28 protein-coding genes are annotated in these 26,731 nt (G+C 73.1%); 7 read left to right on the plus strand and 21 right to left on the minus strand.

Annotated elements, in window-relative coordinates; all coding sequences use genetic code 11:
• Position 1: 1 nt before the first annotated feature.
• On the minus strand, positions 2–937 hold the full coding sequence (locus AC3ANS_RS20780) for a Ppx/GppA family phosphatase (RefSeq protein WP_488293473.1): 936 nt from the start codon (positions 935–937) through the stop codon (positions 2–4).
• Between the two features lie 47 nt (positions 938–984).
• On the opposite strand from AC3ANS_RS20780, the gene AC3ANS_RS20785 reads away from it, so the two are divergent.
• From AC3ANS_RS20785 to AC3ANS_RS20795, 3 genes are all read left to right on the plus strand, one after another.
• Positions 985–1,761, plus strand: a complete 777-nt coding sequence (locus AC3ANS_RS20785; protein WP_488293474.1) for a DUF3109 family protein — start codon at positions 985–987, stop codon at positions 1,759–1,761.
• Between the two features lie 128 nt (positions 1,762–1,889).
• Entirely contained in the window at positions 1,890–2,528 is a 639-nt protein-coding gene (locus AC3ANS_RS20790; protein WP_488293475.1) for a VOC family protein, read from the plus strand.
• Positions 2,529–2,646: 118 nt separating this feature from the next.
• Complete coding sequence (locus AC3ANS_RS20795; protein ID WP_488293476.1) at positions 2,647–3,234, plus strand: class I SAM-dependent methyltransferase; 588 nt, start codon at positions 2,647–2,649, stop codon at positions 3,232–3,234.
• A gap of 46 nt (positions 3,235–3,280) precedes the next feature.
• On the opposite strand, the gene AC3ANS_RS20800 is transcribed toward AC3ANS_RS20795, so the two are convergent.
• Entirely contained in the window at positions 3,281–4,330 is a 1,050-nt protein-coding gene (locus AC3ANS_RS20800; RefSeq protein ID WP_488293477.1) for a LacI family DNA-binding transcriptional regulator, read from the minus strand.
• A gap of 43 nt (positions 4,331–4,373) precedes the next feature.
• Here AC3ANS_RS20800 and AC3ANS_RS20805 point away from each other — a divergent pair, with 43 nt between their 5' ends.
• The 3 genes from AC3ANS_RS20805 (at position 4,374) to disA (ending at position 7,074) form a co-directional block, all read left to right on the plus strand.
• On the plus strand, positions 4,374–4,499 hold the full coding sequence (locus AC3ANS_RS20805) for a hypothetical protein (RefSeq protein WP_488293478.1): 126 nt from the start codon (positions 4,374–4,376) through the stop codon (positions 4,497–4,499).
• Positions 4,500–4,508: 9 nt separating this feature from the next.
• Positions 4,509–5,927: a DNA repair protein RadA gene (gene radA, locus AC3ANS_RS20810; protein ID WP_488293479.1), complete on the plus strand. Its 1,419-nt coding sequence runs from the start codon at positions 4,509–4,511 to the stop codon at positions 5,925–5,927.
• 64 nt (positions 5,928–5,991) lie between these two features.
• Positions 5,992–7,074 (plus strand): DNA integrity scanning diadenylate cyclase DisA, encoded by a 1,083-nt coding sequence (gene disA, locus AC3ANS_RS20815; protein WP_488293480.1) that lies wholly within the window; start codon positions 5,992–5,994, stop codon positions 7,072–7,074.
• Positions 7,075–7,194: 120 nt separating this feature from the next.
• On the opposite strand, the gene AC3ANS_RS20820 is transcribed toward disA, so the two are convergent.
• Positions 7,195–8,019: a hypothetical protein gene (locus AC3ANS_RS20820; RefSeq protein ID WP_488293481.1), complete on the minus strand. Its 825-nt coding sequence runs from the start codon at positions 8,017–8,019 to the stop codon at positions 7,195–7,197.
• A gap of 381 nt (positions 8,020–8,400) precedes the next feature.
• Here AC3ANS_RS20820 and AC3ANS_RS20825 point away from each other — a divergent pair, with 381 nt between their 5' ends.
• Entirely contained in the window at positions 8,401–9,267 is an 867-nt protein-coding gene (locus AC3ANS_RS20825; protein WP_488293482.1) for an HhH-GPD family protein, read from the plus strand.
• A gap of 50 nt (positions 9,268–9,317) precedes the next feature.
• Here the strand turns inward: AC3ANS_RS20825 and AC3ANS_RS20830 are convergent, their stop codons facing one another.
• The 18 genes from AC3ANS_RS20830 to AC3ANS_RS20915 all read right to left on the minus strand — a co-directional run bounded on the left by AC3ANS_RS20830 (position 9,318) and on the right by AC3ANS_RS20915 (position 26,663).
• On the minus strand, positions 9,318–11,906 hold the full coding sequence (locus tag AC3ANS_RS20830; RefSeq protein WP_488293483.1) for an ATP-dependent Clp protease ATP-binding subunit: 2,589 nt from the start codon (positions 11,904–11,906) through the stop codon (positions 9,318–9,320).
• 332 nt (positions 11,907–12,238) lie between these two features.
• Positions 12,239–12,577, minus strand: coding sequence for a histone-like nucleoid-structuring protein Lsr2 (locus tag AC3ANS_RS20835; RefSeq protein WP_488293484.1), 339 nt, complete (start codon positions 12,575–12,577; stop codon positions 12,239–12,241).
• Between the two features lie 104 nt (positions 12,578–12,681).
• Positions 12,682–13,455, minus strand: coding sequence for a type III pantothenate kinase (locus AC3ANS_RS20840; protein WP_488293485.1), 774 nt, complete (start codon positions 13,453–13,455; stop codon positions 12,682–12,684).
• 3 nt (positions 13,456–13,458) lie between these two features.
• On the minus strand, positions 13,459–14,340 hold the full coding sequence (gene nadC / locus AC3ANS_RS20845) for a carboxylating nicotinate-nucleotide diphosphorylase (RefSeq protein WP_488293486.1): 882 nt from the start codon (positions 14,338–14,340) through the stop codon (positions 13,459–13,461).
• Positions 14,337–16,037, minus strand: coding sequence for an L-aspartate oxidase (locus AC3ANS_RS20850; protein ID WP_488293487.1), 1,701 nt, complete (start codon positions 16,035–16,037; stop codon positions 14,337–14,339). Before AC3ANS_RS20850 ends, nadC begins: the two co-directional genes overlap by 4 nt.
• 9 nt (positions 16,038–16,046) lie before the next feature.
• Entirely contained in the window at positions 16,047–16,466 is a 420-nt protein-coding gene (gene panD / locus AC3ANS_RS20855) for an aspartate 1-decarboxylase (RefSeq protein ID WP_488293488.1), read from the minus strand.
• A gap of 2 nt (positions 16,467–16,468) precedes the next feature.
• Complete coding sequence (panC, locus tag AC3ANS_RS20860; protein ID WP_488293489.1) at positions 16,469–17,371, minus strand: pantoate--beta-alanine ligase; 903 nt, start codon at positions 17,369–17,371, stop codon at positions 16,469–16,471.
• Positions 17,368–18,327, minus strand: coding sequence for a Rossmann-like and DUF2520 domain-containing protein (locus AC3ANS_RS20865; RefSeq protein ID WP_488293490.1), 960 nt, complete (start codon positions 18,325–18,327; stop codon positions 17,368–17,370). The genes panC and AC3ANS_RS20865 overlap by 4 nt, the downstream gene beginning before the upstream one ends.
• A 136-nt stretch (positions 18,328–18,463) precedes the next feature.
• Positions 18,464–18,964 carry a universal stress protein gene (locus AC3ANS_RS20870; RefSeq protein ID WP_488293491.1) on the minus strand — a complete coding sequence of 167 codons (501 nt, stop codon included), beginning with the start codon at positions 18,962–18,964 and terminating at the stop codon, positions 18,464–18,466.
• Positions 18,961–19,611 (minus strand): V-type ATP synthase subunit D, encoded by a 651-nt coding sequence (locus tag AC3ANS_RS20875; protein ID WP_488293492.1) that lies wholly within the window; start codon positions 19,609–19,611, stop codon positions 18,961–18,963. The genes AC3ANS_RS20870 and AC3ANS_RS20875 overlap by 4 nt, the downstream gene beginning before the upstream one ends.
• Before the next feature lie 4 nt (positions 19,612–19,615).
• Complete coding sequence (locus AC3ANS_RS20880; protein ID WP_488293493.1) at positions 19,616–21,007, minus strand: V-type ATP synthase subunit B; 1,392 nt, start codon at positions 21,005–21,007, stop codon at positions 19,616–19,618.
• Positions 21,007–22,761, minus strand: a complete 1,755-nt coding sequence (locus AC3ANS_RS20885) for a V-type ATP synthase subunit A (RefSeq protein ID WP_488293494.1) — start codon at positions 22,759–22,761, stop codon at positions 21,007–21,009. The genes AC3ANS_RS20880 and AC3ANS_RS20885 overlap by 1 nt, the downstream gene beginning before the upstream one ends.
• Positions 22,758–23,285 carry a hypothetical protein gene (locus AC3ANS_RS20890; RefSeq protein WP_488293495.1) on the minus strand — a complete coding sequence of 176 codons (528 nt, stop codon included), beginning with the start codon at positions 23,283–23,285 and terminating at the stop codon, positions 22,758–22,760. The genes AC3ANS_RS20885 and AC3ANS_RS20890 overlap by 4 nt, the downstream gene beginning before the upstream one ends.
• Positions 23,282–23,515 carry a V-type ATP synthase subunit F gene (locus AC3ANS_RS20895; RefSeq protein WP_488293496.1) on the minus strand — a complete coding sequence of 78 codons (234 nt, stop codon included), beginning with the start codon at positions 23,513–23,515 and terminating at the stop codon, positions 23,282–23,284. Before AC3ANS_RS20895 ends, AC3ANS_RS20890 begins: the two co-directional genes overlap by 4 nt.
• Complete coding sequence (locus AC3ANS_RS20900; protein WP_488293497.1) at positions 23,515–23,946, minus strand: ATP synthase subunit C; 432 nt, start codon at positions 23,944–23,946, stop codon at positions 23,515–23,517. The genes AC3ANS_RS20895 and AC3ANS_RS20900 overlap by 1 nt, the downstream gene beginning before the upstream one ends.
• 2 nt (positions 23,947–23,948) lie before the next feature.
• A complete protein-coding gene (locus AC3ANS_RS20905; RefSeq protein ID WP_488293498.1) occupies positions 23,949–25,265 on the minus strand; it encodes a V-type ATPase 116kDa subunit family protein in 1,317 nt (438 codons plus the stop codon).
• Complete coding sequence (locus tag AC3ANS_RS20910; protein ID WP_488293499.1) at positions 25,252–26,196, minus strand: hypothetical protein; 945 nt, start codon at positions 26,194–26,196, stop codon at positions 25,252–25,254. Before AC3ANS_RS20910 ends, AC3ANS_RS20905 begins: the two co-directional genes overlap by 14 nt.
• Positions 26,193–26,663 carry a hypothetical protein gene (locus AC3ANS_RS20915; protein ID WP_488293500.1) on the minus strand — a complete coding sequence of 157 codons (471 nt, stop codon included), beginning with the start codon at positions 26,661–26,663 and terminating at the stop codon, positions 26,193–26,195. Before AC3ANS_RS20915 ends, AC3ANS_RS20910 begins: the two co-directional genes overlap by 4 nt.
• Positions 26,664–26,731: the final 68 nt, after the last annotated feature.

A 26,731-nucleotide genomic window follows, 5' to 3' on the forward strand; every position in this document is an offset into this window, starting at 1 on the left:
GCTATCCCAGCACGCTGATCTGGTCGAGACGTTCGAGGATCACACCCTCGCGCAGCGCCCACGGGCAGATCTCCAGCTCCGCGAGGTCGAAGATGTCCATCGCTGCCTCGGCGACCAGCGCGCCGGGCACGATCTGGTGGGTCCGGCTCGGCGACACCCCCGGCAGGTGGGCGAGCTCGTCGGGGCTCATCGCGACGAGCTTGGGGATCCACTGCCGCAGGGCATCGCGCTCGAGGACCCGAGGGACGAGCGGCCCGTCCGCCGAGGGTGCGGCGCCGCAGATGCGGGCCAGCGAGCGGAACGTCTTCGACGTCGCCGCTGCGTGGTCGGGGCTGCCGGTCCTCAGCAGCTGCCCGGCATTGCGGGCGATCTCGGCCCGGATCTGCTTGCGCAGCCCACGGATCGCCTCGTCGTCGGGCGAACCGCCGCCGAAGAACTGCCGCGCGAGCCGCCCCGCCCCGAGCGGGAGCGACCAGGCGACGTCGGGCGACTCGTCCGCTCCACCGGCGATCTCCAGCGAGCCACCCCCGATGTCGAAGACCGCCAACCGGCCGGCCGACCAGCCGAACCAGCGGCGGACGGCGAGGAACGTCAGCCGCGCCTCGTCCTCGCCGGAGAGCACCGCGATCCGCAGGCCGGTGGCCGCGTGGACGTGCTCGAGCACCGCCTCGGAGTTGCCCGCGTCGCGCACGGCGGAGGTCGCGAACGCCAGCATGTCCTCGCAGCCCTTGTCCTCCGCGACGACCAGGGCCTCGGCGGTGAACGTCGCCAGCGCGTCGATGCCGACCTGGGCGACGGCTCCGTCGTCGTCGAGGTGCTCGGCGAGCCGCAACGGCTCCTTGTAGGAGAAGGCCGGGAGCGGGGCCGCGCCTCCATGGGCGTCCACCACGAGCAGGTGCCCGGTGTTGGACCCGATGTCGAGGACTCCCAGCCGCATGGGTCCACGCTACTAGGCGGGTCGGGGCGGGCCCGTAGGGTTGGCGCGTGCCTGAAGTCGACCTGGTCTTCCCCCGCGCCTACGTGGAGTTCGTCAACCCGGCGGACGAGACCGAGGTGATGCGCTGCGACCTCACCTGGCTGACCTCGAGCTACACCTGCATCTTCGGCCAGGGCTGCCAGGGCATCTACGCCGACGCACCCGATGTCGGATGCTGCACGCTCGGTGCGCACTTCGCCGACAAGGACGACGAGTCGCGGGTCGCGGCGTACGTCGGGATGCTCGACGAACAGCTGTGGCAGCAGAAGCCCGCGGGCAAGGTCCGCAAGTCGGACTGGATCGAGCTCGACGACGACGGCGAGCGCAAGACCCGGGTCACCGTGGTCGACGGTCAGCAGGCGTGCGTGTTCCAGAACCGACCGGACTTCGCTCCGTCCCAGGGCGGGGGCGGCGCCGGCTGCGCCCTGCACGCGCTCGCCTACGTGCTGGGCAAGAACCCCCTCGAGACCAAGCCCGACGTGTGCTGGCAGCTGCCGATCCGCCGCACGTTCCGCGAGGTGACCCGCCAGGACGGCTCGACGTACACCGAGGTGTCGATCGGTGAGTACGACCGGCGCGGCTGGGGCCCCGGCGGCCACGACCTCGACTGGTACTGCTCGGGCAACACCGAGGCCCACGTCGCGGTCGAGCCGGTCTACGTCACCAACGAGGCCGAGCTCACCGAGCTGATGGGCCGGCCGGCGTACGACGAGCTGGTCCGCCACTGCGAGGCCCACGTCCGATCGCGTTCGGCCCTGGCTCTCCACCCGGCCGACCCGCACTGAGCACGGCGGCCCGACCCGCTCGAACGATCGGCCCGGAACACAAGGGTCCAGGACCTCTAGACATCTCGACATCAAGAGAACCCGACCCCGGCGTACGACCTTCCTGAGAGAACGCCGAGAATCTTCGTATGCGCCTGGACCATCTCTCTTTCGCAGCCGGACCGGATGGCCTCGCCAGCACTGCCCAGCGCATCGGGGGACTGCTCGGCAAGGACTTCGTCGATGGTGGTGTCCACCCTCGCTTCGGCACTCGCAACATGATCCTGCCGCTCGCCGGCAACACCTACCTCGAGATCGTCGAGGTCCTCGACCACCCCGCGTCCGACAAGGCGCCGTTCGGCCAGGCCGTCCGGGCCCGCTCCGCCCTCGGTGGGGGCTGGCTGGGCTGGGTCGTCGCCGTCTCGGACATCACCGTCGTCGAGCGGAGGCTCGGCCGCGAGGCCGTGATCGGCAGCCGGCACCGCCCCGACGGCACCGAGCTGCGCTGGAAGCAGATCGGCGTCCACGGCCTCATCGCCGACCCCCAGCTGCCGTTCTTCATCGAGTGGGACTCCCCCGCCGAGCTGCACCCGAGCAACGGTGCCGACGGGTCGTTCTCCCTTGCCTGCCTGGAGATCGCGGGCGACCCGCGCCGGGTCAGCGAGTGGCTCGGCGAGACCGTCGAGGCACCGCTGGAGGACGTGAAGGTCGAGTGGGCCGCCCCCAACGGCACCCCCGGCATCGTCGCGGCGCAGTTCCAGACCCCGAACGGGCTCGTCCGTCTCTGAGCGTGGCGCACTGAACATCGCCGAGGGGGCGCGGCCGAGCCCCAACATCTGGCACCACACCGCGACCTACGAGATCGAGAACCGTGCCGTCGACCCCGACGGCGCACTCGCGACAGCGATGCTCGCGGTCGACGACTGGGCCGGGCGCACCGTGCTCGACGTCGGCTGCGGCACGGGCTTCCACCTGCCCTGGTTCGCCGAGACCGCAGCATCGGTCGTGGGCGTCGAGCCGCACGCGGACCTGGCCGGGCTCGCCCGCCGGCGCACCCGCCGGCTGCCGCACGTGACCGTCCACCAGGGCACCGCCCAGTCGCTGCCGCTGCCCGACTCCTCCGTGGACGTGGTCCACGCCCGCTGGGCGTACTTCTTCGGGCCCGGCTGCGAGCCGGGCCTGGCCGAGCTCGACCGCGTGGTCCGCCGCGGCGGCACGGCGTACGTCATCGACAACGATCCGACCCGCTCGACGTTCGGTGCGTGGTTCCGTCGCGGCTACCCCGAGGTCGACCCCGTCGCCGTCGAACGGTTCTGGTCGGTGCGGGGGTGGACCCGGGTGCCGGTCGACCTGCGTTGGTCATTCTCGTCCCGGGCCGACCTGGAGGCCGTCGTACGCATCGAGCTCGCGCCCGCCGTGGCCGACGAGGTGCTCGCCGGCCACCAGGGCACCGAGGTCGACTACGCCGTCAACCTGTGGTGGAGGCGCTTCTGAGGCCACCCCGGTCTCCCCGGCTGGCCGGGGAGACCGCCGACAGCCCCTAACTGGTCCCGCGCAGGGCGAGGGTCGGCTCCAGCATCACGCCGGGCCCGATGGCGGGCGGGTGGCCGAGCAGGCCCTCGAGCGCCTTCACGATTTCGACCGCCGCGTCCTCCAGCGGCTGCCGGACCGACGTCAGCCCCGGGGAGACGACCTGGGCGACCTGAGAGTCGTCGAAGCCGATCACGGAGATGTCGCGTCCGGGGGTCAGACCACGCTCGGACAGCGTCCGCAGGACGCCCATCGCGAGGGTATCGGAGGCGCAGACGAACGCCGTGGGCTGAGCCTCGTCGAGCAGCACCGCGCTGGCCTCGCGGCCGCTCGCGACGGTGTCCTCGACCCGCGAGGCGAGCCCCGTCGTGGGCAGTCCGCGCGCGTGCAGGGCGCGGCTCCAGCCCGAGCGCCGGTCCTCGCCGATCCAGGAGTCCTTGCGCCACCCGATCCAGGCGATGCGCTCGTGACCCCGGTCGAGCAGGTACGACGTGGCGAGGTCGGTGCCGGCCGCGCCGTCGACGTCGACCCACGGGTGCTCGGAGGCGGGGTTGTCCCACGGGCGCCCGAACGCGACGAACGGCGCCCGGCGCTCCTCCAGCCAGGCGGCCTGCGGATTGTTGAGGTAGGTGTCGGTGACGACGAAGGCGTCGACCGCGGTCGAGCGGAGCAGGTCGTCGTAGCCGGTGAGGGGGTCCTCGGGGTCACCGGCGAAGAGCAGCACGTGGTAGCCGGCATCGCGCGAGGTCTCCACGAGCGAGTGCACGAACCGGTCCATGGTCGCGTTGGCCGTGCCCTCCTGGGCCGGGCCGATGCGCATGCCGATCAGGTGGGAGGAGCGGGTGCGCAGGTTGCGGGCCGCGCGGTTGGGCGAGTAACCGAGGTCGTCGATCGCTCGAAGCACCCGGGCCAGGGTGTCGGCCCGCAGCAGGTCGGGGTTGTTGACGGCGTTGGAGACCGTCTGCCGCGAGACGCCCGCCCGTTCGGCGACGTCGGCGAGCGTCGGAGGGGTCGTCGGGGCCCAGGCCGCACGCCCCGTTCCGGCCGGTGTCCTGGACAACCCCACCTCCTCGACTGACGGGGATCGTCTTGATCGTTCCAAGGTGAGCATATCCACGTGCGGCCGTCGCCCGGGCGCGGCACTCCTCACACGCCGGATCGCACTTCGAGCCGCCTGGGGGCAGGGCCGCTGCGCGGCGTACGGCGCCGGTGTCGGCGCCCCCGCCTAGGTTCTTCCCATGGCCAAGTCCTCCCACCCCGCGTTCCGCTGCTCCGAGTGCGGCTGGGAGACCGCGAAGTGGGTCGGCAGGTGCGGGGAGTGCCAGGCCTGGGGCTCGGTCGCCGAGGCCGCCGCGGCACCCGCGGGCCGCACCGCGGCGAGCCCGGTGACCCGCCCGGCCGTGCCGATCGGCCAGGTCTCGGTGGAGGACTCCCGGTTCCGCACCAGCGGGGTCCCCGAGCTCGACCGGGTGCTCGGCGGCGGCCTGGTGCCGGGGGCGGCGATCCTGCTGGCCGGCGAGCCGGGCGTCGGCAAGAGCACGCTGCTCCTCGAGGTCGCCGCGCAGACGGCTCGCTACCAGCGCCGCACCCTCTACGTCACCGGAGAGGAGTCCGCCTCGCAGGTGCGGTTGCGCGCCGACCGCACCGGCGGCGTGCACGACGAGCTCTACCTAGCCGCCGAGACCGACCTCGGGGCCGTGCTCACCCACATCGAGCAGGTGCGGCCCACCCTGCTCGTGGTCGACTCGATCCAGACCATCGGGGCCTCCGGCGTCGACGGGGTCCCGGGCGGGGTCACCCAGGTCAAGGAGGTGGCCGCCGCGCTGATCCGGGTCGCCAAGACCCGCAACATCACCACGGTGATCGTCGGCCACGTCACCAAGGACGGGTCGATCGCCGGGCCCCGGGTGCTCGAGCACGTGGTCGACGTGGTGCTCCACTTCGAGGGCGACCGGGAGTCCCGGTTCCGGATGGTCCGGGCGATGAAGAACCGCTTCGGCCCGATCGACGAGGTCGGCTGCTTCGACCTCGGCGCCGAGGGCATCACCGCCGTCACCGACCCGACCGGGTTGTTCGTCGAGAGCCACCAGGCCCAGGTCCCCGGCACCTGCGTGGCGGTGTCGATGGAGGGCCGGCGGCCGATGCTCGCCGAGGTGCAGGCGCTGGTGACGCACAGCTCCGCGGAGCGTCCCCGGCGTACGACCTCCGGGCTCGACTCCAGCCGGGTCGCGATGGTGATGGCGGTCCTCCAACAGCACTGTGGCGTGCACCTCCACACCCGCGACGTGTTCGCATCGACCGTCGGCGGTGCCCGGGTCGTCGAGCCGGCCAGCGACCTGGCCGTCGCCGTCGCGCTCACGTCCGCCAGCCGCGGCGCCCCCGCCCCGCGGGGCGTGGTGGCGATGGGTGAGATCGGGCTGTCCGGCGAGCTGCGCCGGGTGCGCGACCTGCCGCTGCGCCTCGCCGAGGCCGCCCGGCTGGGATTCCAGCTCGCCGTGGTGCCGACGGAGCCGGGCCGGCCTCCCGCCCGGTCGCCGGAGTCCTGGACGGTCGACGGCATGCGCGTGCTCGACGTGTCCGACGTCCACTCCGCGTTGCGGCTGCTGCAGCTCGTCACCGCCGAGCACGGGAAACCGCGTTCGGTCGAGGGCCTCTGAGGCGCTCCCCTAGACTCAGGCGCAGCGGCCGGAGGAGGCCGCGCACACAGGGAGGACCACCGAGGTGGCCACGGATCGCTCCGACGAGACACTGCGGCTGCGGGCGACGCTCGCGACCATCGCTCCCGGCACCCCGCTGCGCGACGGGCTGGAGCGCATCCTGCGCGGCCGCACGGGCGCGCTGATCGTGATGGGTCACGACAAGGTGGTCGAGTCCATCGCGACCGGCGGCTTCACCCTCGACGTGCCGTTCACCGCCACCGGTTTGCGCGAGCTGGCGAAGATGGACGGCGCGATCATCGTTGACAAGGACGTCACCCGGATCCTGCGCGCGGCCGTGCACCTGATGCCCGACCACACGATCCCGTCGGAGGAGACCGGCACCCGGCACCGCACCGCCGACCGGGTCGCCCGCCAGACCGGGTTCCCGGTCATCTCGGTCTCCCAGTCGATGCAGATCATCGCGGCGTACGTCGGCGAGACCCGCCACGTGCTGGAGGACTCCGGCCAGATCCTGTCGCGCGCCAACCAGGCCCTGGCGACCCTGGAACGCTACAAGCTCCGCCTCGACGAGGTCTCCAGCACCCTGTCGGCCTTGGAGATCGAGGACCTGGTGACCGTCCGCGACGTCGCCGTGGTCGCGCAGCGCCTGGAGATGGTCACCCGGATCGCCAGCGAGATCGAGGACTACGTGCTCGAGCTCGGCACCGACGGCCGGCTGCTGTCGCTGCAGCTCGAGGAGCTGATCACCGGCGTCGACACCGAGCGCGAGCTGGTCATCCGTGACTACCTGCCCGCGGGCCGGCGTACCAAGAGCCCCGAAGCGCTCCTCAACCGGCTCGAGTCACTCTCCTCCACCGAGCTCGTCGACCCCGCGGCCGCGGCCCGGGCACTCGGGCTGGGCAACGGCGAGCACCTCGACGGCGCGGTCGCACCTCGCGGCTTCCGGCTGCTCGCGAAGGTGCCGCGGCTGCCCACCACGGTCGTCGACCGGCTCGTCGACCACTTCGGCACCCTGCAGAAGCTGCTCTCCGCCGGAGTCGATGACCTGCAGGCCGTCGAGGGCGTCGGCGAGCTGCGCGCCCGCAGCGTCCGCGAGGGTCTCTCCCGCCTGGCCGAGTCGACGATCCTGGAGCGATACGTCTGACCGAACGTCGAGTCGTGAGTTCTGACGCTCGGGTCGTGAATTCTGACGGCCGGCCGGGAGTCTGACGTTCAGAACTCCCGAATCGACGTTCAGAACTCCCGACTCAACCCGAGGGGTCGCTCAGCCGGGCTCGACGGCCCCGGAGGGCGACTTGCCCGGGCCCTGACCGGGGCCCTTGGTGGTGTGACCCGGCGTCACCGGCCGGCCCGACGGCGAACCGGACGGCGAGTTCGTCGGCGAGTTCTTCGGCGTGACGGTCTTGGTGATCGTCCCCGCCACGGGGGTGGTCAGCTCGAACTGCAGGTCCGAGGGCTCGCCACCGAGAGCGGCGGCCGTGACGTGGTACCAACCGGGTTCGGCCCACCCCGTGAACCGGGTGCAGCCGTCGCTCTTGGAGCGCTTCGCCTGGGTCCAGATCACGGCGACGTCGGCGGTCACCGCCTTGCGGACGATCACGTCGCGAGGAACGATCGCGGCCGGGCAGTCGCGGCTGGTCCAGATGCGGTCCTTGCCGGAGGTGATGTTGACCGCCAGCGTCCCGGACGACACCTTCCAGGTGCACGCGTCGGAGGTCAGCGTGCGCAGCTGGAGGACGATCCGGACGTCGTGACCACCGACCGCGTTCTCGACCGTCGGCGTGACGGCGATGTCGTCGTTGGCGCAGGGCCCGTCGGGCTCGGCGAGCACCGGCTGGTTCTTCGATCCGTGCTTGCCGGGCTTGTTGCTGCTCTCGGGCGCGGTCGGCAGGCCGGAGCCGGAGACCGAGGTGCTTGGCGTGAACTCCGCGCCGACCTCAGTGGCCTTGTCCGGCCCGGAGGAGGCGTCACTGCCGCCACCGAGCAGACGGGCGATCGCGACGACCAGCAGCACGGCGGTTCCGAGCACCAGGGTCCGGCGCACCCAGTAGACGCGCGCCGGGAGCGGGCCACGAGTCAGGGCGGGCATGGGGTCACGCTAGTCAGGGGAGGCGTCGGACTGGTGGTGCCACACCGGCGAGAATGGCTCCGACATGAGCAAGCACAGCGAGCGAGTCAGCCAGGGAGTGGGAATCGTGCCTCATGCGCGCACGGAGCGGAGCGAGTACGCCGCATGAGCGAGCGCAGCGAGCGAATCATCCAAGGGAGCGTGAACGTGCCTCATGCGCGCACGGAGCGGAGCGAGTACGCGCATGAGCGAGCGCAGCGAGCGAATCATCCAAGGGAGCGTGAACGTGCCTCATGCGCGCACGGAGCGGAGCGAGTACGCGCATGAGCGAGCGCAGCGAGCGAATCATCCAAGGGAGCGTGAACGTGCCTCATGCGCGCACGGAGCGGAGCGAGTACGCGCATGAGTAGTCTTCACGAGCCGCTGCTTCGGTGGTACGACGAGCACGCCCGCGACCTTCCCTGGCGCCGGCCCGAGGCCTCGCCCTGGTCGGTGATGGTGTCGGAGTTCATGCTCCAGCAGACACCCGTGGCGCGGGTGCTGCCCGTCCACGACCAGTGGCTGACCCGGTGGCCGACCCCGGCCGGCCTCGCCGCGGAACCCAGCGGCGAGGCCGTCCGGGCCTGGGGCCGGCTGGGCTACCCGCGCCGCGCGCTACGCCTGCACGCAGCCGCCACGGCGATCGTCGAGCGGCACGACGGCGTGGTGCCGTCGGCGTACGACGACCTGGTAGCGCTGCCCGGGATCGGGGACTACACGGCCGCGGCGATCGCGAGCTTCGCCTACGGGCGGCGGCACGTGGTGCTGGACACCAACGTGCGCCGGGTGTTCGCGCGCACCCTGGGAGGCGTCGAGTTCCCGGCTCAGTCGGTGACGAGGGCCGAGCGCGAGGTCGCGCTCGAGGTGCTGCCCGAGGACGAGGCGACGGCAGCCACCTGGTCGGTCGCGGTGATGGAGCTCGGCGCCCTTGTCTGCGCCGCCGCCAACCCACGCTGCGGCACCTGCCCCGTCGCCGACCTCTGTACCTGGCGGGCGGCCGGCTACCCGGCGTACGACGGGCCTCCTCGCAAGGTGCAGACCTGGGCCGGCACCGACCGGCAGTGCCGCGGCCGGATCCTCGCGGTGCTCCGCGACAGCGACGGCCCGGTGCACCGCAGCCGGCTCGACGTGACCTGGACCGATGAGGCCCAGCGCATCCGCTGCCTGGCGTCCCTGGTGGAGGACGGGCTCGTCGGCCACGCCGGCCCGGACACCTACGCCCTCCCCTGAAATGACGTTGACCCGCCCGAGAGTTTCGGGCGGGTCAACGTCTCAGATGATCAGCTGTCGGCGCCGGTGGACTTGGGGATGTCCGTGCCGCTGTCGGAGTCGTCGGGACCCTCGATGACGGTCTCGCCGGTTACGGCCTCGACGGCCTCGAACGGCGGCAGGTCGGGCAGCTCGCCGACCTTCTGGCCCTCGAAGGTGAAGGACGCGGCCGGCCCCTCACCCTCGACACCGACGAGCACGATCTGACCGGGGCCCACCTCGCCGTACAGCATCTTCTCGGCGAGCACGTCCTCGATCTCGCGCTGGATCGTGCGGCGCAGCGGTCGCGCACCCAGGACCGGGTCGAAGCCCCGCTCGGCGAGCAGGTTCTTGGCGGCCTGGGTCAGCTCGATGCGCATGTCGCGGTCGCGCATCCGCAGCTCGACCGACGCGATCATGTTGTCGACCATCGCGACGATCTGCTCCTGCGACAGCGGCGGGAACACGATGATCTCGTCGACACGGTTGAGGAACTCCGGGCGGAAGTGCTGCTTGAGCTCCTCCGACACCTTCGCCTTCATCCGGTCGTAGGACCCGGCTGCGTCCCCGGACTGCTGGAAGCCGAGGTTGATGCCCTTGGCGATGTCGCGGGTGCCGAGGTTGGTGGTCATGATGATCACGGTGTTCTTGAAGTCGACCACCCGGCCCTGCGAGTCGGTCAGGCGACCTTCCTCGAGGATCTGCAGCAGGCTGTTGAAGATGTCCGGGTGCGCCTTCTCGACCTCGTCGAACAGCACGACCGAGAACGGCTTGCGCCGCACCTTCTCGGTGAGCTGGCCACCCTCTTCGTAGCCCACGTAGCCCGGAGGCGAGCCGAAGAGCCGCGAGACCGTGTGCTTCTCACCGAACTCCGACATGTCGAGCTGGATCAGCGCGTCCTCGTCGCCGAACAGGAACTCCGCCAGCGTCTTGGACAGCCACGTCTTGCCGACGCCCGAGGGGCCGGCGAAGATGAACGACCCGCCGGGACGCTTGGGGTCCTTCAGGCCGGCACGAGTACGCCGGATCGCGCGGCTGAGCGCCTTGACGGCCTCCTCCTGGCCGATGACCCGCTTGTGGAGCTCGTCCTCCATCTTGAGCAGCCGGGTCGACTCCTCCTCGGAGAGCTTCACGATCGGGATGCCGGTCGCCACGGCGAGCACCTCGGCGATCAGCTCCTCATCGACCTCGGCGACCTCGTCCATGTCACCGGCGCGCCACTGCTTCTCGCGCTCGGCCTTCTTGGCGATGAGCTGCTTCTCCTCGTCGCGCAGGCGCGCCGCGGCCTCGAAGTCCTGGCCGTCGATCGCGGCCTCCTTGCGCTGGCGCACCTCGCCGATCTTGTCGTCGTACTCGCGCAGGTCGGCGGGCGCCGTCATCCGGCGGATCCGCAGCCGCGAGCCGGCCTCGTCGATCAGGTCGATCGCCTTGTCGGGCAGGAAGCGGTCGGAGATGTAGCGGTCGGCCAGCGTCGCCGCCGAGACCAGCGCCTCGTCGGTGATCGTCACGCGGTGGTGTGCCTCGTAACGGTCACGCAGGCCCTTGAGCATCAAGATCGTGTGTGCGATCGACGGCTCGGCGACCTGGATCGGCTGGAAGCGGCGCTCGAGCGCGGCGTCCTTCTCGAGGTACTTGCGGTACTCGTCGAGGGTCGTCGCTCCGATGGTCTGCAGCTCGCCACGGGCCAGCATCGGCTTGAGGATGCTCGCCGCGTCGATCGCGCCCTCGGCCGCACCGGCGCCGACGAGGGTGTGGATCTCGTCGATGAACAGCACGATGTCGCCGCGGGTGCGGATCTCCTTGAGCACCTTCTTCAGGCGCTCCTCGAAGTCGCCGCGGTAGCGCGAGCCGGCGACCAGGGCACCCAGGTCCAGGGTGTAGATCTGCTTGTCCTTGAGCGTCTCGGGCACGTTGCCCTTGACGATGTCCTGGGCCAGACCCTCCACGATCGTGGTCTTGCCGACGCCCGGCTCTCCGATGAGCACCGGGTTGTTCTTCGTACGCCGAGACAGGATCTGCATGACCCGCTCGATCTCCTGCTCCCGGCCGATGACCGGGTCGAGCTTGCCCTCGCGGGCGTCCTGGGTCAGGTTGCGACCGAACTGGTCGAGCACCAGGGAGCTGGACGGCGCGTCGCCGCCGGCGGCGCCGGTGGCCGCGGCCGAGCCGGCCGACTCCTTGCCCTGGAAGCCGGAGAGCAGCTGGATGACCTGCTGGCGCACCCGGTTGAGGTCGGCACCGAGCTTCTGCAGCACCTGGGCGGCGACGCCCTCCCCCTCGCGGATCAGGCCGAGCAGGATGTGCTCGGTGCCGATATAGGAGTGGCCGAGCTGCAGCGCCTCCCGCAGGGACAGCTCGAGCACCTTCTTGGCGCGCGGGGTGAACGGGATGTGGCCGCTGGGGGCCTGCTGGCCCTGGCCGATGATCTCCTCGACCTGGGCGCGCACGGCCTCCAGGGAGATGTCGAGGCTCTCGAGCGCCTTGGCGGCCACGCCCTCGCCCTCGTGGATGAGGCCGAGCAGGATGTGCTCGGTCCCGATGTAGTTGTGGGAGAGCATGCGGGCCTCTTCCTGGGCCAGCACGACCACCCGGCGGGCTCGGTCAGTGAACCGCTCGAACATGCGCATCGCTCCTACAAGCTTGTGGGGCCTCTCCCCCGTCGTCTGGAGGGGAGGTACGAGACAACTAACCCCGCTGACAGCCTACGCGTTCCCACCTCAGGCCCCAGTCAGTCCGCTGAGAGCGAACAACTCCCTGGCAGCGGCGCGCGAGGGACGAGCGCGGCGCGTGGGCTCGGGGAGATTGAGCAATCCCCGCGGCTGAGGAACGAAGCCGCGACGGGCGCGTCGAAATCCGGTGAGACGACAAAGGGCGGTGATCCTCAGATCACCGCCCTGCCGCTCGGCTATGGGGTCTCGACGAGCTCGACCACCGGTCTCATCGAGTCAGACAACTAGTGCGCGGCGTCGTAGGCCTCACGGACCTCGCTGGACACCCGGCCGCGGTCGGGTACGTCGTGACCGTTGGCGCGGGCCCAGTCGCGGATCTCCTTGGCGCTGGCGCCACCGGTGGCGGCAGCGGAGGCGGCGGCGGAGCGTCGCCCGCGACGCGGGGCGGCACCGACCTTGCGACCGTGCCCGACGTAGCCCGACAGCGCCTCACGCAGCGCTGCGGCATGGGTGTCGTTCAGATCGATCTCGTACGTCGTTCCGTCCAAGCCGAAGGTGACCGTCTCGGTCGCCTCGCTGCCGTCGAGATCGTCCACGAGAACGATGTTGACCTTCTGGGCCATGTGTCGACCTCACTCAATTCGAATTCGGGGGATGAATAAAGCAAAAGACATCATGCCACGTCGGAAAAGGTCTCCGCTAACCCTGCGCAAAGGAATCGGGTGACTCAGGAGTTGCGTTGGAACGCGAGTTCCAGTCCGCGCAACGTCAACCATGGCGCGTGGTGGGTGAAACAACGGCATTCATCGAGCACGACCGGCGCGAGATATCCGGTGGCAATGACGTGCACGTCGGAGGCATCGGCGCCGAGCTCGCCGATCATCCGGTCGACAATTCCCTCCACCTGGGCGGCGACGCCGAAGACCATCCCCGACTGGAGCGCCTCGACGGTGTTCTTGGCGATCACCGATCGCGGCCGCAGCAATTCGACTTTTCGCAGCTGGGCGCCACGGCGACCCAGCGCCTCGAGGGAGACCTCGATTCCCGGGGAGATCGCGCCCCCGACGTACTGCCCCTGCACGCTGACCACGTCGAACGTCGTCGCGGTGCCGCCGAAGTCGACGACGATCGCGGGGCCGCCGTACTCGTGGACGGCGGCGAGCGCGTTGATGATCCGGTCGGTGCCGACCTCACGCGGGTTGTCCATGAGCACCGGCACCCCGGTGCGCACCCCGGGCTCGACGACGACTCGGGCGACATCGGTGAAGTGGCGGGCGAGCATCTCGCGCCACTCGTGCAGCACGGCCGGGACCGTCGCGCAGACCGCGATCCCGTCGACCTCGTCGAGTGCCGCGCCGAGCAGGCCACGCAGCAGCACCGCCCACTCGTCGGCGGTGTTGCGCTCGTCGGTGGCGACCCGCCAGTCGGCGAGCACGGTGCCGTCGCTGACCAGGCCGAGGACCGTGTGGCTGTTGCCGATGTCGGCGCAGAGCAGCGGCACGACTCAGCCCTCGTCGTCGGAGAGGTCCAGGCCGAGGTCGAAGACCTTGACCGAGTGCGTGAGCGCGCCGACCGAGATGAAGTCCACCCCGGTCTCGGCCACCTCGCGGGCCCGCTCGAGGGTGAGCCCACCGGAGGCCTCCAGCGTGGCGCGACCGGCGGTGAGGCGGACCGCCTCGGCCATCGTGGCCGTGTCCATGTTGTCGAGCAGGATCTCGGTGCAGCCGGCGTTGAGCAGCTCGAGGAGCTGGTCGAGGTCGGTGACCTCCACCTCCACACGCAGATCGGGGTAGGTCGCGCGCACGGCGGTGTACGCCGGCACCACGCCGCCGGCCGCGACCACGTGGTTGTCCTTGACCATCGCCCGGTCGCTGAGGCTGAACCGGTGGTTGACGCCGCCACCGCAGCGGACGGCGTACTTCTGCAGCGCGCGGAACGTCGGCAGGGTCTTGCGGGTGTCGAGCACCCGGGCTCGGGTGCCGGCCAGCGCGTCGACCCAGTGCGCGGTGGCGGTGGCGACCCCCGAGAGGTGGCTGGCGTAGTTGAGGGCGGTGCGCTCGGCGGTGAGCAGCCCGCGGGTGGGACCCGCGACCCGCATCACGACGTCACCGGGCGTCACCCGGGTGCCGTCGGGGACCCGGTCGGTGATCTCGACGGTGTCGCCCATCACCTCGTCGAAGACCAGGGCGGCGACGCCGAGGCCGGCGACCACGCCAGCCTCCCGCGCCGCGAACACGCCACTGCCGCGGGCATCCGCGGCGATGGTTGCGATCGAGGTCACGTCGCCGGCCGGCAGGTCCTCGGCGAGCGCGGCGGTGATCTGCGCGCGGACCGCGGCCGGGTCGAGGCCGGCGGCGCGCAGCTCCTCGTCGTACGCCGTGGTCATGCCGCGCCGCGATCGGTCGGGGGTGCGGGCACGAACTCCAAGGTGCTGGCGCCATCGGCCATCACCACGTCGAAGTGACCGGCGAAGCCGGCGTCGTCGCGCTCGGGGAAGTCCTCGCGCCAGTGCGAGCCGCGGGTCTCCTCGCGCAGCGCGGCGGCGTCCGCGAGCGCCACGGCGATCGTGAGCAGGTTGGTGGTCTCCCACGACTGCTGGTCGATCGCCTCCGCGCCCTGGCCGGCCAGCTTGTCGAGCAGCCCGGTGGCGTCGGCGAGCCCGGCGGCGCTGCGCAGCACCCCGACCCGGGTGGTCATGACGTCCTGCAGCTCGCGGCGTACGCCGCCGGAGACCAGGCCGGCGGTCCGGGTGTCGGCCACGGGCGGCAGCAACGGGCGGAGCTCGCCGGGCAGCACCTGGGCGATGCGGCGCGAGAAGACCAGGCCCTCCAGCAAGGAGTTGGAGGCGAGCCGGTTGGCGCCGTGGACGCCGGAGCAGGCGGCCTCGCCGGTGGCGTAGAGGCCGGGCACGGTCGAGCGGCCCCACAGGTCGGTGCGGACCCCGCCGGAGGCGTAGTGGCACGCGGGCGCGACCGGGATCAGCTCGGTGACCGGGTCGACGCCGTGGCTGCGGGTCGTGGCCAGGATCGTGGGGAAGCGCCGCTCCCACACCTCGGCACCCAAGTGCCGGGCGTCCAGCCACATGTGCGGCTGCCCTGTCTCGTTCATCCGACGAGTGATCGCCTTGGCGACCACGTCGCGCGGTGCGAGGTCGGCCAGCTCGTGCACGCCCTGCATGAAGCGGTTGCCTTCGAAGTCGACCAGGAAGGCGCCTTCGCCGCGCACGGCCTCGGAGATCAGCGGCTGCTGGCCGAGCGAGTCGGGGCCGAGGTACATCACGGTCGGGTGGAACTGCACGAACTCCAGGTCCCGGAGCACCGCGCCGGCGCGCAGCGCGACCGCCATGCCGTCGCCGGTGGAGACGGCGGGGTTGGTCGTCTGGGAGAAGACCTGGCCGAGCCCGCCGCTGGCGAGCACGACCGCGCGGCAGTGGACGGCGCCGACGCCGTCGCGCTGGCCCTCCCCCATCACGTGCAGGGTCAGGCCGGCGACGCCGCCGTCCTCGGCGAGCAGCAGGTCGACGGCGAGCGCGTGCTGGATCACCTCGATCTCGGGCGCCTGCTCGACGGCGGCGATCAGCGCCCGCTGGATCTCGGCACCGGTCGCGTCTCCACCCGCGTGGGCGATGCGGTCGCGGTGGTGGCCGCCCTCGCGGGTCAGCGAGAGCTCGCCGTCGGGGTCGTGGTCGAAGTTGGTGCCCAGCGCGATCAGCTCGCGGACCGCGTCGGGGCCCTCGGTGACCAGCGCGTGCACGGCGTCGCGATCACAGGCACCGGCACCCGCGACCAGGGTGTCGAGCTCGTGCTCCGCCGGGGTGTCGCCCGGGCCGAGCGCGGCGGCGATGCCGCCCTGGGCCCACTGGGTGGAGCCCGCGGCGAGCACGTCCTTGGTGACGACCAAGACCTTGCCGACCTCGCCGCGCAGCCGCAGGGCGGCGGTCAGTCCGGCGATGCCCGAGCCGATGACGACCACGTCGGCCGTGGTCGTCCAGCCCGGTTCGGGCGCGACCAGCCGGCCTGGAACCCGGCGTACGGGCGCGTCGATCTCGCGGACCGGTACGTCGGAGGCTGGCTCGTCGGGCACGGGGGCAGGCTAGCGCTCGGCCGGTCGGTCGCCGCGCAGCAGCCCGGACCCGGGGGGCGCCTCGGCCGGGTCGCTGCCCGTGCTGACCACCCGGTTGTCGGCGTCGACGAACACGACGTGCGGCTCGAACCCCTTCGCCTCGACATCCTCCATCTGCCCGTAGGCGATGAGGATGACGAGGTCACCGGGGTGCACCAGCCGGGCGGCGGCGCCGTTGATGCCGATCACCCCGGAGCCACGCTCGCCGGCGATCGTGTAGGTCTCCAGCCGGGCCCCGTTGTCGATGTCGACGATGTGCACCAGCTCGCCGGGCAGCAGGTCGGCCGCGTCGAGGAGGTCCTCGTCGACGGTGACGGAGCCGACGTAGTGCAGGTCGGCCTGCGTGACCGTCGCCCGGTGGATCTTGCTCTTCATCATGGTCCGGAGCACGGCTACTCGCTTCGCTCGTAGGGAACAGCGCCCAGGGTGAGCGGCATGTTGTCGATCAGGCGGGTCGTCCCGACGCGCGCGGCGACGAGGATGCGGGCCGCGGCGCCGGCCGGTACGTCGTCGGGCAGCTCACCCAGGTCGGGGTCGGTGATCACCAGGTAGTCGAGGTCGACCCCCGGGGCGGCCCGCAGCTCCGCGCGCGCCTCGGTCAGGGCCACCTGCGCGCCGTACCGCGCGCTCTCCTGCGCGGCTCGCAGTGCGTGGCTCAGGGCCACCGCGTCCTGCCGCTGCTCGGCGTCGAGGTACCGGTTGCGGCTGGAGAGCGCCAGCCCGTCGGCCTCACGGACGGTCTCGGCGCCGACCACCTCGACGCCCAGGTTGAGGTCGAGGACCATCCGCCGGATCAGCGTCAGCTGCTGGTAGTCCTTCTCGCCGAACACTGCGACGTCGGGACGGACGAGCCCGAAGAGCTTCGCGACGACGGTCAGCACCCCGCGGAAGTGGCCGGGCCGGGTCTTGCCCTCGAAGATCTTGCCCATCGGCCCGGGGCGGACGGTGACCTGGGGAGTCCCGCCGGGGTAGACCTCCTCGACGGAGGGCGCGAACACGATGTCGGCGCCCTCTCGAGCGCAGACCTCGAGGTCGGCGTCGAGGGTGCGCGGATAGCGGTCGAGGTCCTCGCTGGGGCCGAACTGCAGCGGGTTGACGAAGACCGAGACGACCACCGCGCCGTCCTCCCCGACCCGCTTCCGGGCGGCGCGGACCAGGCTGGCGTGGCCCTCGTGCAGCGCGCCCATCGTCGGCACCAGGCCGACCGGATGGCCACCGGCACGGGCGGCCGCGAGCAGCGTGGCGAGCTCGTCGCGGGTGTGCGCGAGGACGGGCCCGGCGGTCCGAGTGCTCACCGGCGGCGCGCGGAGGTCCGTGGCGCCGCGGTCCTGGACGCGGACTGCTCGGCCTGCTCCAGCACCCGCTGGATCGCGGCCGCGCGGATCGGCAGCACCCGGCCGTCGGTCACCACCCGGTCGAGGGTGTCGCGAGCGAGCGCGACGTACGACGGGAGCGTGTGGGGCGCATTCGTCGCGATGTCGGCCAGGTGCGCCCGGACCGTGTTGACGTCACCGCGGACGATCGGCCCGGTGAGCGCGGCGTCGCCGTGCTCGAGGGCGTTGTCGAGCGCGGCGGTCAGGAGCGGACGGAGGGTGCCGGCAGGGTCGGCCGCACCGGCCGCGGTCAACAGCTCCATCGCCTGGCTGACCAGGGTCACGAGGTGGTTGGCGCCGTGGGCCAGGCCGGAGTGGTAGAGCGTGCGCATCTCCTCGGGCACCCACATGGGGCGACCCCGCAGGTCGGCGACCAGGGCCTCGACGAACGCTCGCTCGCCAGCCTCGGCGGTGAGGCCGTAGACGCAGCCGGGCAGGCGGTCCAGGTCGAGCGCGGTGCCGGTGAACGTCATCGCCGGGTGCAGCGCAACGGTGCGAGCACCGAGGCGCGCGGCCGGCGCGAGGACGGCCAGACCGTGCCGGCCCGAGGTGTGCACGACGTACTGCCCGGGACGGATCGCGCCGCTGTCGCTGAGCACGGTCACGACGTTGGCGAGCATGTCGTCGGGGACCGTCAGCAGCAGCAGGTCGCTCGACCGCGCGACGTCGGTGGGCTTGGCGATGCGGGTGCCGGGCAGCAGGTCGGCGATGCGGGAGCGCGAGGCGTCGGACTCGCCGGCGGCGGCCACCACGTGGTGACCGGCGGCCTGGAGCGCGGCGGCCAGCACGGCGCCGACGCGACCGGCACCGACGACGCCGATGCGCAGGGGGCCGCGCTGCTCTGCGCGCACGGCAGGGTCCCGGGGAGGGTGCGTCATGAGTCGAACCTTTCGTTCCAGTCCCTCCGACCACCCGTCTGCCGCGATCGGCGGCGTGACGGGCCGGTGTGGGTACCGGACGGTGTGCTCGTCTGGATGAACCTGTCGGAGAGGGTGTTCCCCGGACACGACGAATCTACGCCTCGGGTTTCTCCGGTGAAACCGAGCCGTGACGTGACCTACCTGACACCGCGGCCCGCGGCCGGGGTACGACGAGCACCGGGGCGTCGCTGAACTCGAGGATGTGCCGCGTGACGTGCCCGACGTAGGGCTGACCGACGGCGCCGGACTGCGAGCGGCCGATGACCACCAGGTCCGCACCCCAGGCGCGCGCCTCCGCGACGACCTCGGCCTCGGGCTCACCGGACAGGGACACGACGCTGCACGGAACGCCCGCCTGGCGCGCGCGGGAGGCGACATGGTCCATGAGCGCCCCGACGCCGCGACCGACCCGGTCGGGAAGGCCTGCGTCGCCGGCCGTCGCGAGCGCCCGCCGCAGCACCCCGTCGCCGGTGACGTGGACGAACCGCACCTCGGCGCCGGTCGTCGCCGCGAGCCGCACCGCGAGATCGACCGCCCGCAGGGCGGCCGCCGAGTCGTCGACTGCCACCAGGAGCCGCTGCATCGCCGCGTTCATGGCCCCACCGTCCTCTCCTCGACCCGCCCGTCGTCCCGCCCGCCGCCGTGCCCCGTGGCCCACCGCAGCCGCAGGATGTCGGCGCGCTCGTCCTCCTGCAGCGAGACCTCCACCTCGCGCAGCGTCGCCTCGAGTCGCGGGAGGTACCGGGTCCGGATCGAGCGCAGCCGTCGTCGGGTCGCGGCCTCCTCGGCCTCCAGCGTGCGCAGCGCCGCCAGCGCGGCCGCGTGCTGGGCCCCCGCGGCGACCGCGACGTTCAGCCTCCGGCGGGTCTCGGTGAGCGCCGCGCTGCCGCCCGGCCCGTCGTCGTCGGCCGGCTCGCGGACCACGACGTACGCCGGGTAGCGCACCCCGACCACCTGGTCCCAGCGCACGTCGACGTCGGCCGCCTCGCCCGACGTGCCGAGGCGCAGGGCACGCTGGCCGCCGAGCTGGACGAGTCGCAGCTGCCAGACGTCGGCGTCTCGCACCGCGGCCGTCCAGGTGGCACGGGTGCGCTCTTCGACGAGTGAGCGGCGCAGTCGCTCCGAGCGCAGGATCCGCAGCTTCTGGTCGAGCAGGTCGACGGCACGACGCGCGACCTCCCGGCGGTGGAGGAGCCACAGCTGGCCGGCGCGGCCGGGCGGGACGTGGAGGCGGCGCGACATCGGCTCACCCGCCGAGCAGCGGGTCGCAGCGGCGGGCGAGCGCGTCCTCGGGGAGCATCGTCAGCTCGCGGCGGGGCACCAGGGCGAGGGCGTGCCAGACCAGGTCGAGGGTCTCCTCGATGGACCGCGCCTCGTCCGGGCGCTGGGTCAGGACCCGCTGCTCCACCTCGGTGGCGAAGGCCAGGTAGGCGCGGTCGGTGCCGCTCAGACCCTCCTCGCCGATCAGGTCGGCGAGCTCCCTGATCTGCCGGGCCCGCGACAGGCAGGCCATGGTCTGGGCCGCCACGTCGAGGTGGTCCTCCCGGGTCCGTCCCGGCCCGGCACCCTTGCGCATCAGCCGCGACAGCGAGCTGAGCGGCTCCACCGGCGGGTAGATCCCCGCGGCGTGCGCGGCCGCGGAGAGGACGACCTGGCCCTCGGTGATGTAGCCGGTGAGGTCCGGGACCGGGTGGGTGATGTCGCCCCCGGGCATCGTGAGGACCGGGACCAGCGTCACCGAGCCCTCGCGCCCCCGGATGCGGCCACAGCGCTCGTAGAGCGACGCGAGGTCGCTGTAGAGGTAGCCCGGGTAGGCGCGCCGGCCCGGGATCTCCTCGCGGTCCGCGGAGACCTCGCGCACGGCCTCGGCGTACGACGTCATGTCGGCCATCACGACGAGCACGTGCCGCCCGTGCTCGAAGGCCAGGTGCTCGGCGACCGTCAGCGCGATGCGGGGGGTCAGGATCCGCTCGACGACGGGGTCGTCGGCGGTGTTGAGGAGCATCACCAGCTCGCTGCGCGCGGAGCGAGCGGCCAAGGCGTCGCGCACCGCCGCCACGTCGGGATGGGTGAGCCCCATCCCGGCGAAGACCACGGCGAACGGCGCGTCCTGGACCGTCGACTGTGCGGCGACCTGGGTCGCCAGCTCGAGGTGCGGCAGGCCCGCGACGGAGAACACCGGCAGCTTCTGGCCACGCACCAGCGTGGTGAGCGAATCGATCGCGGAGACGCCGGTGAGCACCGGTTCGGACGGCGGCTCGCGTCGGGTCGGGTTGAGGGGCCGGCCGGAGACGGGAGCTCGCCGCACGCCCACCACCGGGGGTCCGCCGTCGATCGGTGCCCCGCGGCCGTTGCAGACCCGCCCGAGCCAGTCCAGGCCGACCGGGACGTGCGTCGACTCCCCGGCGAAGACGACCGAGGTGCCCTCAGCGCCGACGCCGTCGGTGCCCTCGAGCACCTGGACGACGGCCAGGTCCCGGTCGACGCTCAGCACGAGCCCGTTGCGGACCTGGCCGTCCGGCGTGCGGATCGTCGCCGACTCGTCCCAGCCGACGCCGTGGACGTCCCGGACGACGAGCAGCGGCCCGCGCAGCTGGGCGATCCCGAGGTGCTCGACGGTCCCGATCCAGCGCGTCATCACGCCCCCTCCAACCCCTCCAGCTCGGCCAGGACGCTGTCGCGGCGGGCGAGCACCCCGTCGACGTCGTCGGGGCCGGTCGCCTCGGCCGCGCGCACCAGGGGGCCGAGGTCGACCTCCTCGATCCGGGTGGCGGGAACCCCGGCCTCCACCAGGCTCTGGCAGCGGTCCACGACCGCGAGCACGGCCGCCACCAGCGCGGCACCCTTGGCGGCCGAGCAGAAGCCGTCGTGCTGGCTCAGCGCGTTCTGTCGCAGCACGCTGTCGCGGAGCAGACGGCCCGCGAGCAGGATGACCCGCTCGGAGCCGGGCATCGCGCCCTCCCCGACCAGCTCGGCGAGCGAGGCGAGCCGGTCCGCGTCGGCCAGCAGGCTGGCCATCCGGGCGCGCCGCCGTCCCCAGGCCGCGTCGCCGTTCCGGGCGTGCCACCCGACCAGGGCGCCGGCGTCGCGGGAGAACGACCCGGCCCAGGCGACGGCCGGGTAGTGGCGCGCGTAGGCCAGGTCACGGTCCAGCATCCAGGTGGCTCGGACGAAGCGTTGGGTGTGCGCGGTGACGGGCTCGGTCATGTCCCCTCCGGGAGGAGAGACCGCGCCGATGATCGTCACCGACCCGGGCCGCCCGCCGAGCGTGACGACCTCGCCGGCCCGCTCGTAGAACGCGGCGAGCGCGGACGCCAGGCCCGCCGGGTAGCCCTCCTCCGCGGGGAGCGCACCGCGCCGGGACGCGAACTCCCGGAGCGCCTCGGCCCACCGCGAGGTGGAGTCCGCGATGACGACCGCGTGGAGCCCCATGTCGCGGAAGTACTCCGCCACCGTGACCCCGGTGTAGATGCTCGCCTCGCGGGCCATCATCGGCATGTTCGAGGTGTTCGCGATCACGACGGTGCGCAGCCGTAGTGCCCGCCCGGTGCGAGGATCGATGAGCGAGCTGAGCTCCTCGACGACGTCGGCCATCTCGTTGCCGCGCTCCCCGCAACCCACGTAGACGATGACGTCGGCGTCGCACCACTTGGCGATCTGCTGGAGCAGCATCGTCTTGCCGGTGCCGAAGCCCCCGGGGACCGAGGCGGTGCTGCCGCGCGCCACCGGCTGCAGCAGGTCGAGGACCCGCTGCCCGGTGTGCAGGGCCACCACGTCGTCCACCCGATCCCGGAACGGGCGGGGGCGGCGTACCGGCCAGGTCGTCGCCATGGTGACCGGCCGGCCTCCGACGACGGCCACGGTCTCGTCGGAGCGGTACTCGCCGGCCGGGACGACGCTCTGCACGGCGACCCGGCCGTCGGGGGTCGTGCCGGGCTGGACCGTCACCCGCAGCGCGAGGGGCCCGTCCCCGTCGAGGGTTCCGACCTCCTCCCCCGCGCCCACGAGTGCGCCGGCCGTGACAGTCGGCGTGAACGACCACCGGCGGGGGTCGTAGGAGCCGGCGCCGCTCCCGCTCTCCAGCCAGTCACCGGCCTCGGAGAGCGGGCGCAGCAGTCCGTCGAACACCCCACCGAGGAGGTGCGGACCGAGGGTGGCCGAGAGCGGACGGCCGAGCGCGACGGCGGGCGCTCCCGGCGCGAGTCCGCCGGTGTCCTCGTAGGCCTGCACGGTGAGGACGCCGTCGGCGATCGCGACGACCTCGCCGAGGAGGCCGGCCCGGCCGAGCGCGACGACCTCCGAGACGACCGTTCCGGGAGCCTCCTCGACCTCCACGAGCGAGCCCGAGACCTTCACGACCCGCCCCACCGTGGGGGCTGCGCCGGTGGTCACGGCGACCACACCCCGACCAGTGCCGGACCCAGGTCCTCGATCACCCGCTCGACCAGCCGTTCGGGCTCGAGGACCAGCCGCCGCAGACCGACGACCGCGACCGGGCCGCCCGCGCTGGGGACGAGCTCCGCCTCCGGTCCCAGCCGCTCGGTGGCCTCGTGGGCCAGCCGAGCCAGCACCCGCGGGCCGAGGCCATCGAGCATCGCCGTCACCTCGGTGACCGCCCGCCGGCGCAGCTCGTCGTACGCCTCCCGCTCCGCCCGCAGCACCCGGGTCCGGGCCTCGAGCAAGGTCCGCGACCGCTCCCCACTCAGGGCCTCGGCCGCGTCGGCGGCGCCCTGGGCCCGCGCCGCGGCGACGGCCTCGTCCGCTTGCTCCCGCGCCCGCGCCACGATCGCGTCCGCGGCCGCGCGCGCCTCGGCGGCCGCGTCGGCGGCGTCGCCCCGGGCGCGCGCCAGCAGGGCGGCGCCGACCGTGGCCAGGCCGTCGGGTCCGGTGGCCGGGGCGGGCACGGTCTCGGTCACGCGTCCATCACCACCGTGAGGGGGCGATCCCGGTCGGCGAAGCCAGCGGGCAACGCCTCGGCGGCGCGTCGGGTCACGATGAGCACCGCGACGTCGCGGCCCGGTTCGTCGACGAGGCCGGACCACGCCGCGCGGACCGACGCGTCGTCATCGGCGACGACCACGAGCGCACCGGCGAGCGCGTAGCCGGCGACCCGGCCGCGCTCGCCGAGGACGGCGATCCCGGCCATCAGGCCCGTCCGATCAGGATCACCGCGATGATCAGGCCGTAGATCGCGATGCCCTCGGCGAGTCCGACGATCACCATGGCGCGGCCGAACAGCTCGGGACGCTCGCTCATCGCGGCCAGTGCCGCGGCACCGGTGTAGGCGACCGCGATCGCGGCACCGATGGACGAGCCCGCCACGGCGATCGCCGCGCCGAGCAGGGCCGCCCAGCTCGAGGAGCCCGACTCGGTCTGCGCGGCCACCAGCGTGACGTCCGTCGCCGGGTCGTTGCCGGAGGAGGAGGCCGCGAGGATCACCACGGCCGCGACCGCGAGGACCGCCGCGTTGAGCCCGATCACCGCCTTGAGCACGAGCCCGCGGCGGCGCCGCAGCAGCGTCGCCAGGCCGGCGGACACCGCCACCAGCACGGGCAGGCCGAGCAGCCAGATGGTCATGGTCATCTCCCTTGGTCGGACGGTGCGGGCGAGAGGCGCCACGGCCGGAACGGCCTGCCCTCGCCCTCGAAGAGCCGCGAGAACAGCTCGTAGTACTCGAGGCGGAGCGCCTGGATGCCGGCGACGAGCGCCTCGAGCCCGAACGTCAGCACGTTGCCCAGCACGAGCAGGACGACGGCAGCCGCGAGCATCGCGGGGCCGGACGCCGCCAGCGCGGTCGTCCCGTCCCACACGACCAGGCCCAGCGCGGCGTGGGTCAGCCCGAAGGCGGCCAGCCGCGTGAACGAGACCAGGTTGGTGCCCACCCGGAGCACGGCGTCGAACACCTCGACCACCGCCTGGGTCGCCCCGGAGGCGCCACCGCCCGAGCGGGCGAGGAAGCCGACGAACGCGAGACCGACCCCGGCCATGACGAGCACCCCGCCGAGGGCGGTCAGCCACAACAGGTCGCGCCACACGCCGCCGGTGATCACACCGACACCGGCGAGCATCGCCGCGCCGGCCACGCCCGAGGGGGCACTCACCGCGCGCGACCACCCACCCTCCCGCCAGCGGTTGACGGTGGCGATGCCCTGGGCGATCGCGAGCAGTACGGCGCCGACGGCGACGCCCGCGGCGAGCAGCGTCACGGGGTGGTCCAACGGCGAGAGCCACAGCACCGGCACCAGGCCGGTGGGCCCGAAGCACTCGCCGTACAGCAGCCCGAACACCATCGCGGCCAGGCCGGCGCCGCTCACGAAGGGCCAGAGCCGGCGGATCGGCGCGAGCCGCCGCACCCGTCCCGAGCGCACCAGGAGGCCCAGCGCCGCGAGCAACGCGCCGTGGCCCGCGTCGCCGAACATCATCCCGAACATCACGATGTAGGCCAGTCCGGCCACCAGGCTCGGGTCGACGTCCTCGTAGGGGACGGTGCCGTACGTCTGGACGAGCGGCGTGAACGCGCGGCGCAGACCGCCGCCCTCGTGCAGGAGCGTGGGCGGGTCGGTGCCGCGCGGCGTCGGGATCGAGACGGCGGCGCCGCCGACCGCACGGAGCCGTTCGCCGAGGGGGGCCAGCTCGGAGACCGGCACCCATCCGGTGAGGGCGGCGACCTCGCCGCGGACCACCGCGCGCCCCGCGACGGCCTCCAGGCTCGTGTCCTCGGTCGTGCCAGGTTGCATGGGTGCGTCGAGCTCGAGGACGCCGGCCGCTCCGACGATCGCCAGCGCCTCGCGCGCGGCGTGGGCAGGCGCGACCAGGGCCACGCGCTGCATCCGCACCGGCTCCGCCAGCTCGCGCCACCGGGGCTCGCGCCGCCTGGTCTCGCTAGACGAGGTCATCGAAGGCCTCCCGGGCAGCAGCCCCACCGCGGGCGGCGGTCTCGAGGGCGGCGCGCACGCGACGGGCGTCGGCCGCGAGGATCGCGACGGCGCCCACGACCGGCGCCCTGCCGAACTCCGTGCCACCGAGCAGCGTGAAGCCGTCACGTTCCAGCCGGCGCCACCACCGCTGCTCACCGCGCCACAGCTCCTCGGGTGTCTCGATGCCGTCGAGGACCCAGGTGGTCTCGCGCGGCAGCGCCGCCCGCACCCGGGCGAGGTCGGTCGAGCCGGGTGGGATCGCGGCGAGGAAGCCCGGTCCGAGCAGCCGCGCGATCCGGGTCGCGGTCGCGGGCGCCGGGGCCCGACCGGCAGCCACGAGCTCGGCGAGCAGCAGGATCGTGGCCCCGCCCCGCGCCCACCCGCCGGCCTCGGGCACCGTGCCGAGGACGGCCTCGGCCCAGCCGAGCCGAGCGCCGACCCGCAGGTCGCGCAGCGAGTCGCCGTCCCGGACCCGCCACGGGGGCCGCGTCAGCACCTGCGCCACCGCCGCCCGGGACCCGGCCGAGGCGATCCGGGTGGCCGTCGTCGCCAGGGCGCCGAGCTCGTACGCCGGCTCCGCGGGCGCGGCCCCCTCCAGCTCGGCGAGGCGGTCGTCGAGGTTGGCGAGCTCGAACCAGCCCGCGAGCAGCCGGACCACCGATGAGCCCTCCCGGGGCAGCCAGCCGGCGAGCACGCGCAGGTTCCACAGCAGGGCCGCGCCGACGGCGTGCTCGGACTCGGCGAGGTCCTGCCCCACCCGCACGTCGTGGCCGTACGGCGTGTCCGCGAGCGCCGTGACCGCCTCGGCCAGGGTCGGCCGGTCCGCCAGGGCGCGCGCCCCGCCCGCGCCGAGCCGGCGGCGGGCCAAGGCCCGGGCGCGCACAGTCCCCGCGACCCACGACGCACTCATGGCACAGGCGCCCCCGGCTGGTCGTCACGGGGCGGTTCGTCGTGGTCGAGCAACGACCGCACCTCGGACACGATGCGATCGACGTACTGCGGCATCACCTCGGCGGCGTGCCGGCGCACCCGGGCGGCCTGTTCGTCCGCGGCGGCGAGGGCCCGCTCGCGGTCGTCGTCGACGCGCCGGCTCGCGGCGAGCGACGCGGCCACGCGCTCGGCCTCCGCGCGCTCGCGGGCGGCGGCGAGCACGGCGACGGCCTGCTCCTCGGCCTGTCGGCGCGACCGCTCGGCGTCCACCCGTGCCCGGTCACGGATCGCCTCCGCCTCGACCTGGACCGGGGCGAGCCGGGCGAAGACAGGCTCCAGCTCGGCGGCGGTCTCCGCCACCCGGTCCGCGGGCACGCCGACGGCGGACGCGGCACCCGGGGCGCCGGCCCCGCGGAAGCGCTGGAGGAAGCCCCTGGTCCGCGGCATTCGGCCTCCTCTCCCCCCACTCCGAACGTAGGGCGACGCGGCGCCGCGGCGGCAGAGCCAAAGGTCCG

It is taken from the genome of Nocardia sp. 149-1B (assembly GCF_057747975.1).

What these genes read in the sequence shown, in the direction of transcription:
- AC3ANS_RS20780 (WP_488293473.1), bottom strand. Translation starts at nt 937, where the DNA reads ATGCGGCTGGGAGTCCTCGACATCGGGTCCAACACCGGGCACCTGCTC.
- AC3ANS_RS20790 (WP_488293475.1), top strand. Translation starts at nt 1,890, where the DNA reads ATGCGCCTGGACCATCTCTCTTTCGCAGCCGGACCGGATGGCCTCGCC.
- AC3ANS_RS20795 (WP_488293476.1), top strand. Translation starts at nt 2,647, where the DNA reads ATGCTCGCGGTCGACGACTGGGCCGGGCGCACCGTGCTCGACGTCGGC.
- radA (WP_488293479.1), top strand. Translation starts at nt 4,509, where the DNA reads ATGGCCAAGTCCTCCCACCCCGCGTTCCGCTGCTCCGAGTGCGGCTGG.
- AC3ANS_RS20820 (WP_488293481.1), bottom strand. Translation starts at nt 8,019, where the DNA reads ATGCCCGCCCTGACTCGTGGCCCGCTCCCGGCGCGCGTCTACTGGGTG.
- AC3ANS_RS20825 (WP_488293482.1), top strand. Translation starts at nt 8,401, where the DNA reads ATGAGTAGTCTTCACGAGCCGCTGCTTCGGTGGTACGACGAGCACGCC.
- AC3ANS_RS20830 (WP_488293483.1), bottom strand. Translation starts at nt 11,906, where the DNA reads ATGTTCGAGCGGTTCACTGACCGAGCCCGCCGGGTGGTCGTGCTGGCC.
- AC3ANS_RS20835 (WP_488293484.1), bottom strand. Translation starts at nt 12,577, where the DNA reads ATGGCCCAGAAGGTCAACATCGTTCTCGTGGACGATCTCGACGGCAGC.
- nadC (WP_488293486.1), bottom strand. Translation starts at nt 14,340, where the DNA reads ATGACCACGGCGTACGACGAGGAGCTGCGCGCCGCCGGCCTCGACCCG.
- AC3ANS_RS20865 (WP_488293490.1), bottom strand. Translation starts at nt 18,327, where the DNA reads ATGACGCACCCTCCCCGGGACCCTGCCGTGCGCGCAGAGCAGCGCGGC.
- AC3ANS_RS20870 (WP_488293491.1), bottom strand. Translation starts at nt 18,964, where the DNA reads ATGAACGCGGCGATGCAGCGGCTCCTGGTGGCAGTCGACGACTCGGCG.
- AC3ANS_RS20875 (WP_488293492.1), bottom strand. Translation starts at nt 19,611, where the DNA reads ATGTCGCGCCGCCTCCACGTCCCGCCCGGCCGCGCCGGCCAGCTGTGG.
- AC3ANS_RS20880 (WP_488293493.1), bottom strand. Translation starts at nt 21,007, where the DNA reads ATGACGCGCTGGATCGGGACCGTCGAGCACCTCGGGATCGCCCAGCTG.
- AC3ANS_RS20895 (WP_488293496.1), bottom strand. Translation starts at nt 23,515, where the DNA reads ATGGCCGGGATCGCCGTCCTCGGCGAGCGCGGCCGGGTCGCCGGCTAC.
- AC3ANS_RS20900 (WP_488293497.1), bottom strand. Translation starts at nt 23,946, where the DNA reads ATGACCATCTGGCTGCTCGGCCTGCCCGTGCTGGTGGCGGTGTCCGCC.
- AC3ANS_RS20905 (WP_488293498.1), bottom strand. Translation starts at nt 25,265, where the DNA reads ATGACCTCGTCTAGCGAGACCAGGCGGCGCGAGCCCCGGTGGCGCGAG.
- AC3ANS_RS20910 (WP_488293499.1), bottom strand. Translation starts at nt 26,196, where the DNA reads ATGAGTGCGTCGTGGGTCGCGGGGACTGTGCGCGCCCGGGCCTTGGCC.
- AC3ANS_RS20915 (WP_488293500.1), bottom strand. Translation starts at nt 26,663, where the DNA reads ATGCCGCGGACCAGGGGCTTCCTCCAGCGCTTCCGCGGGGCCGGCGCC.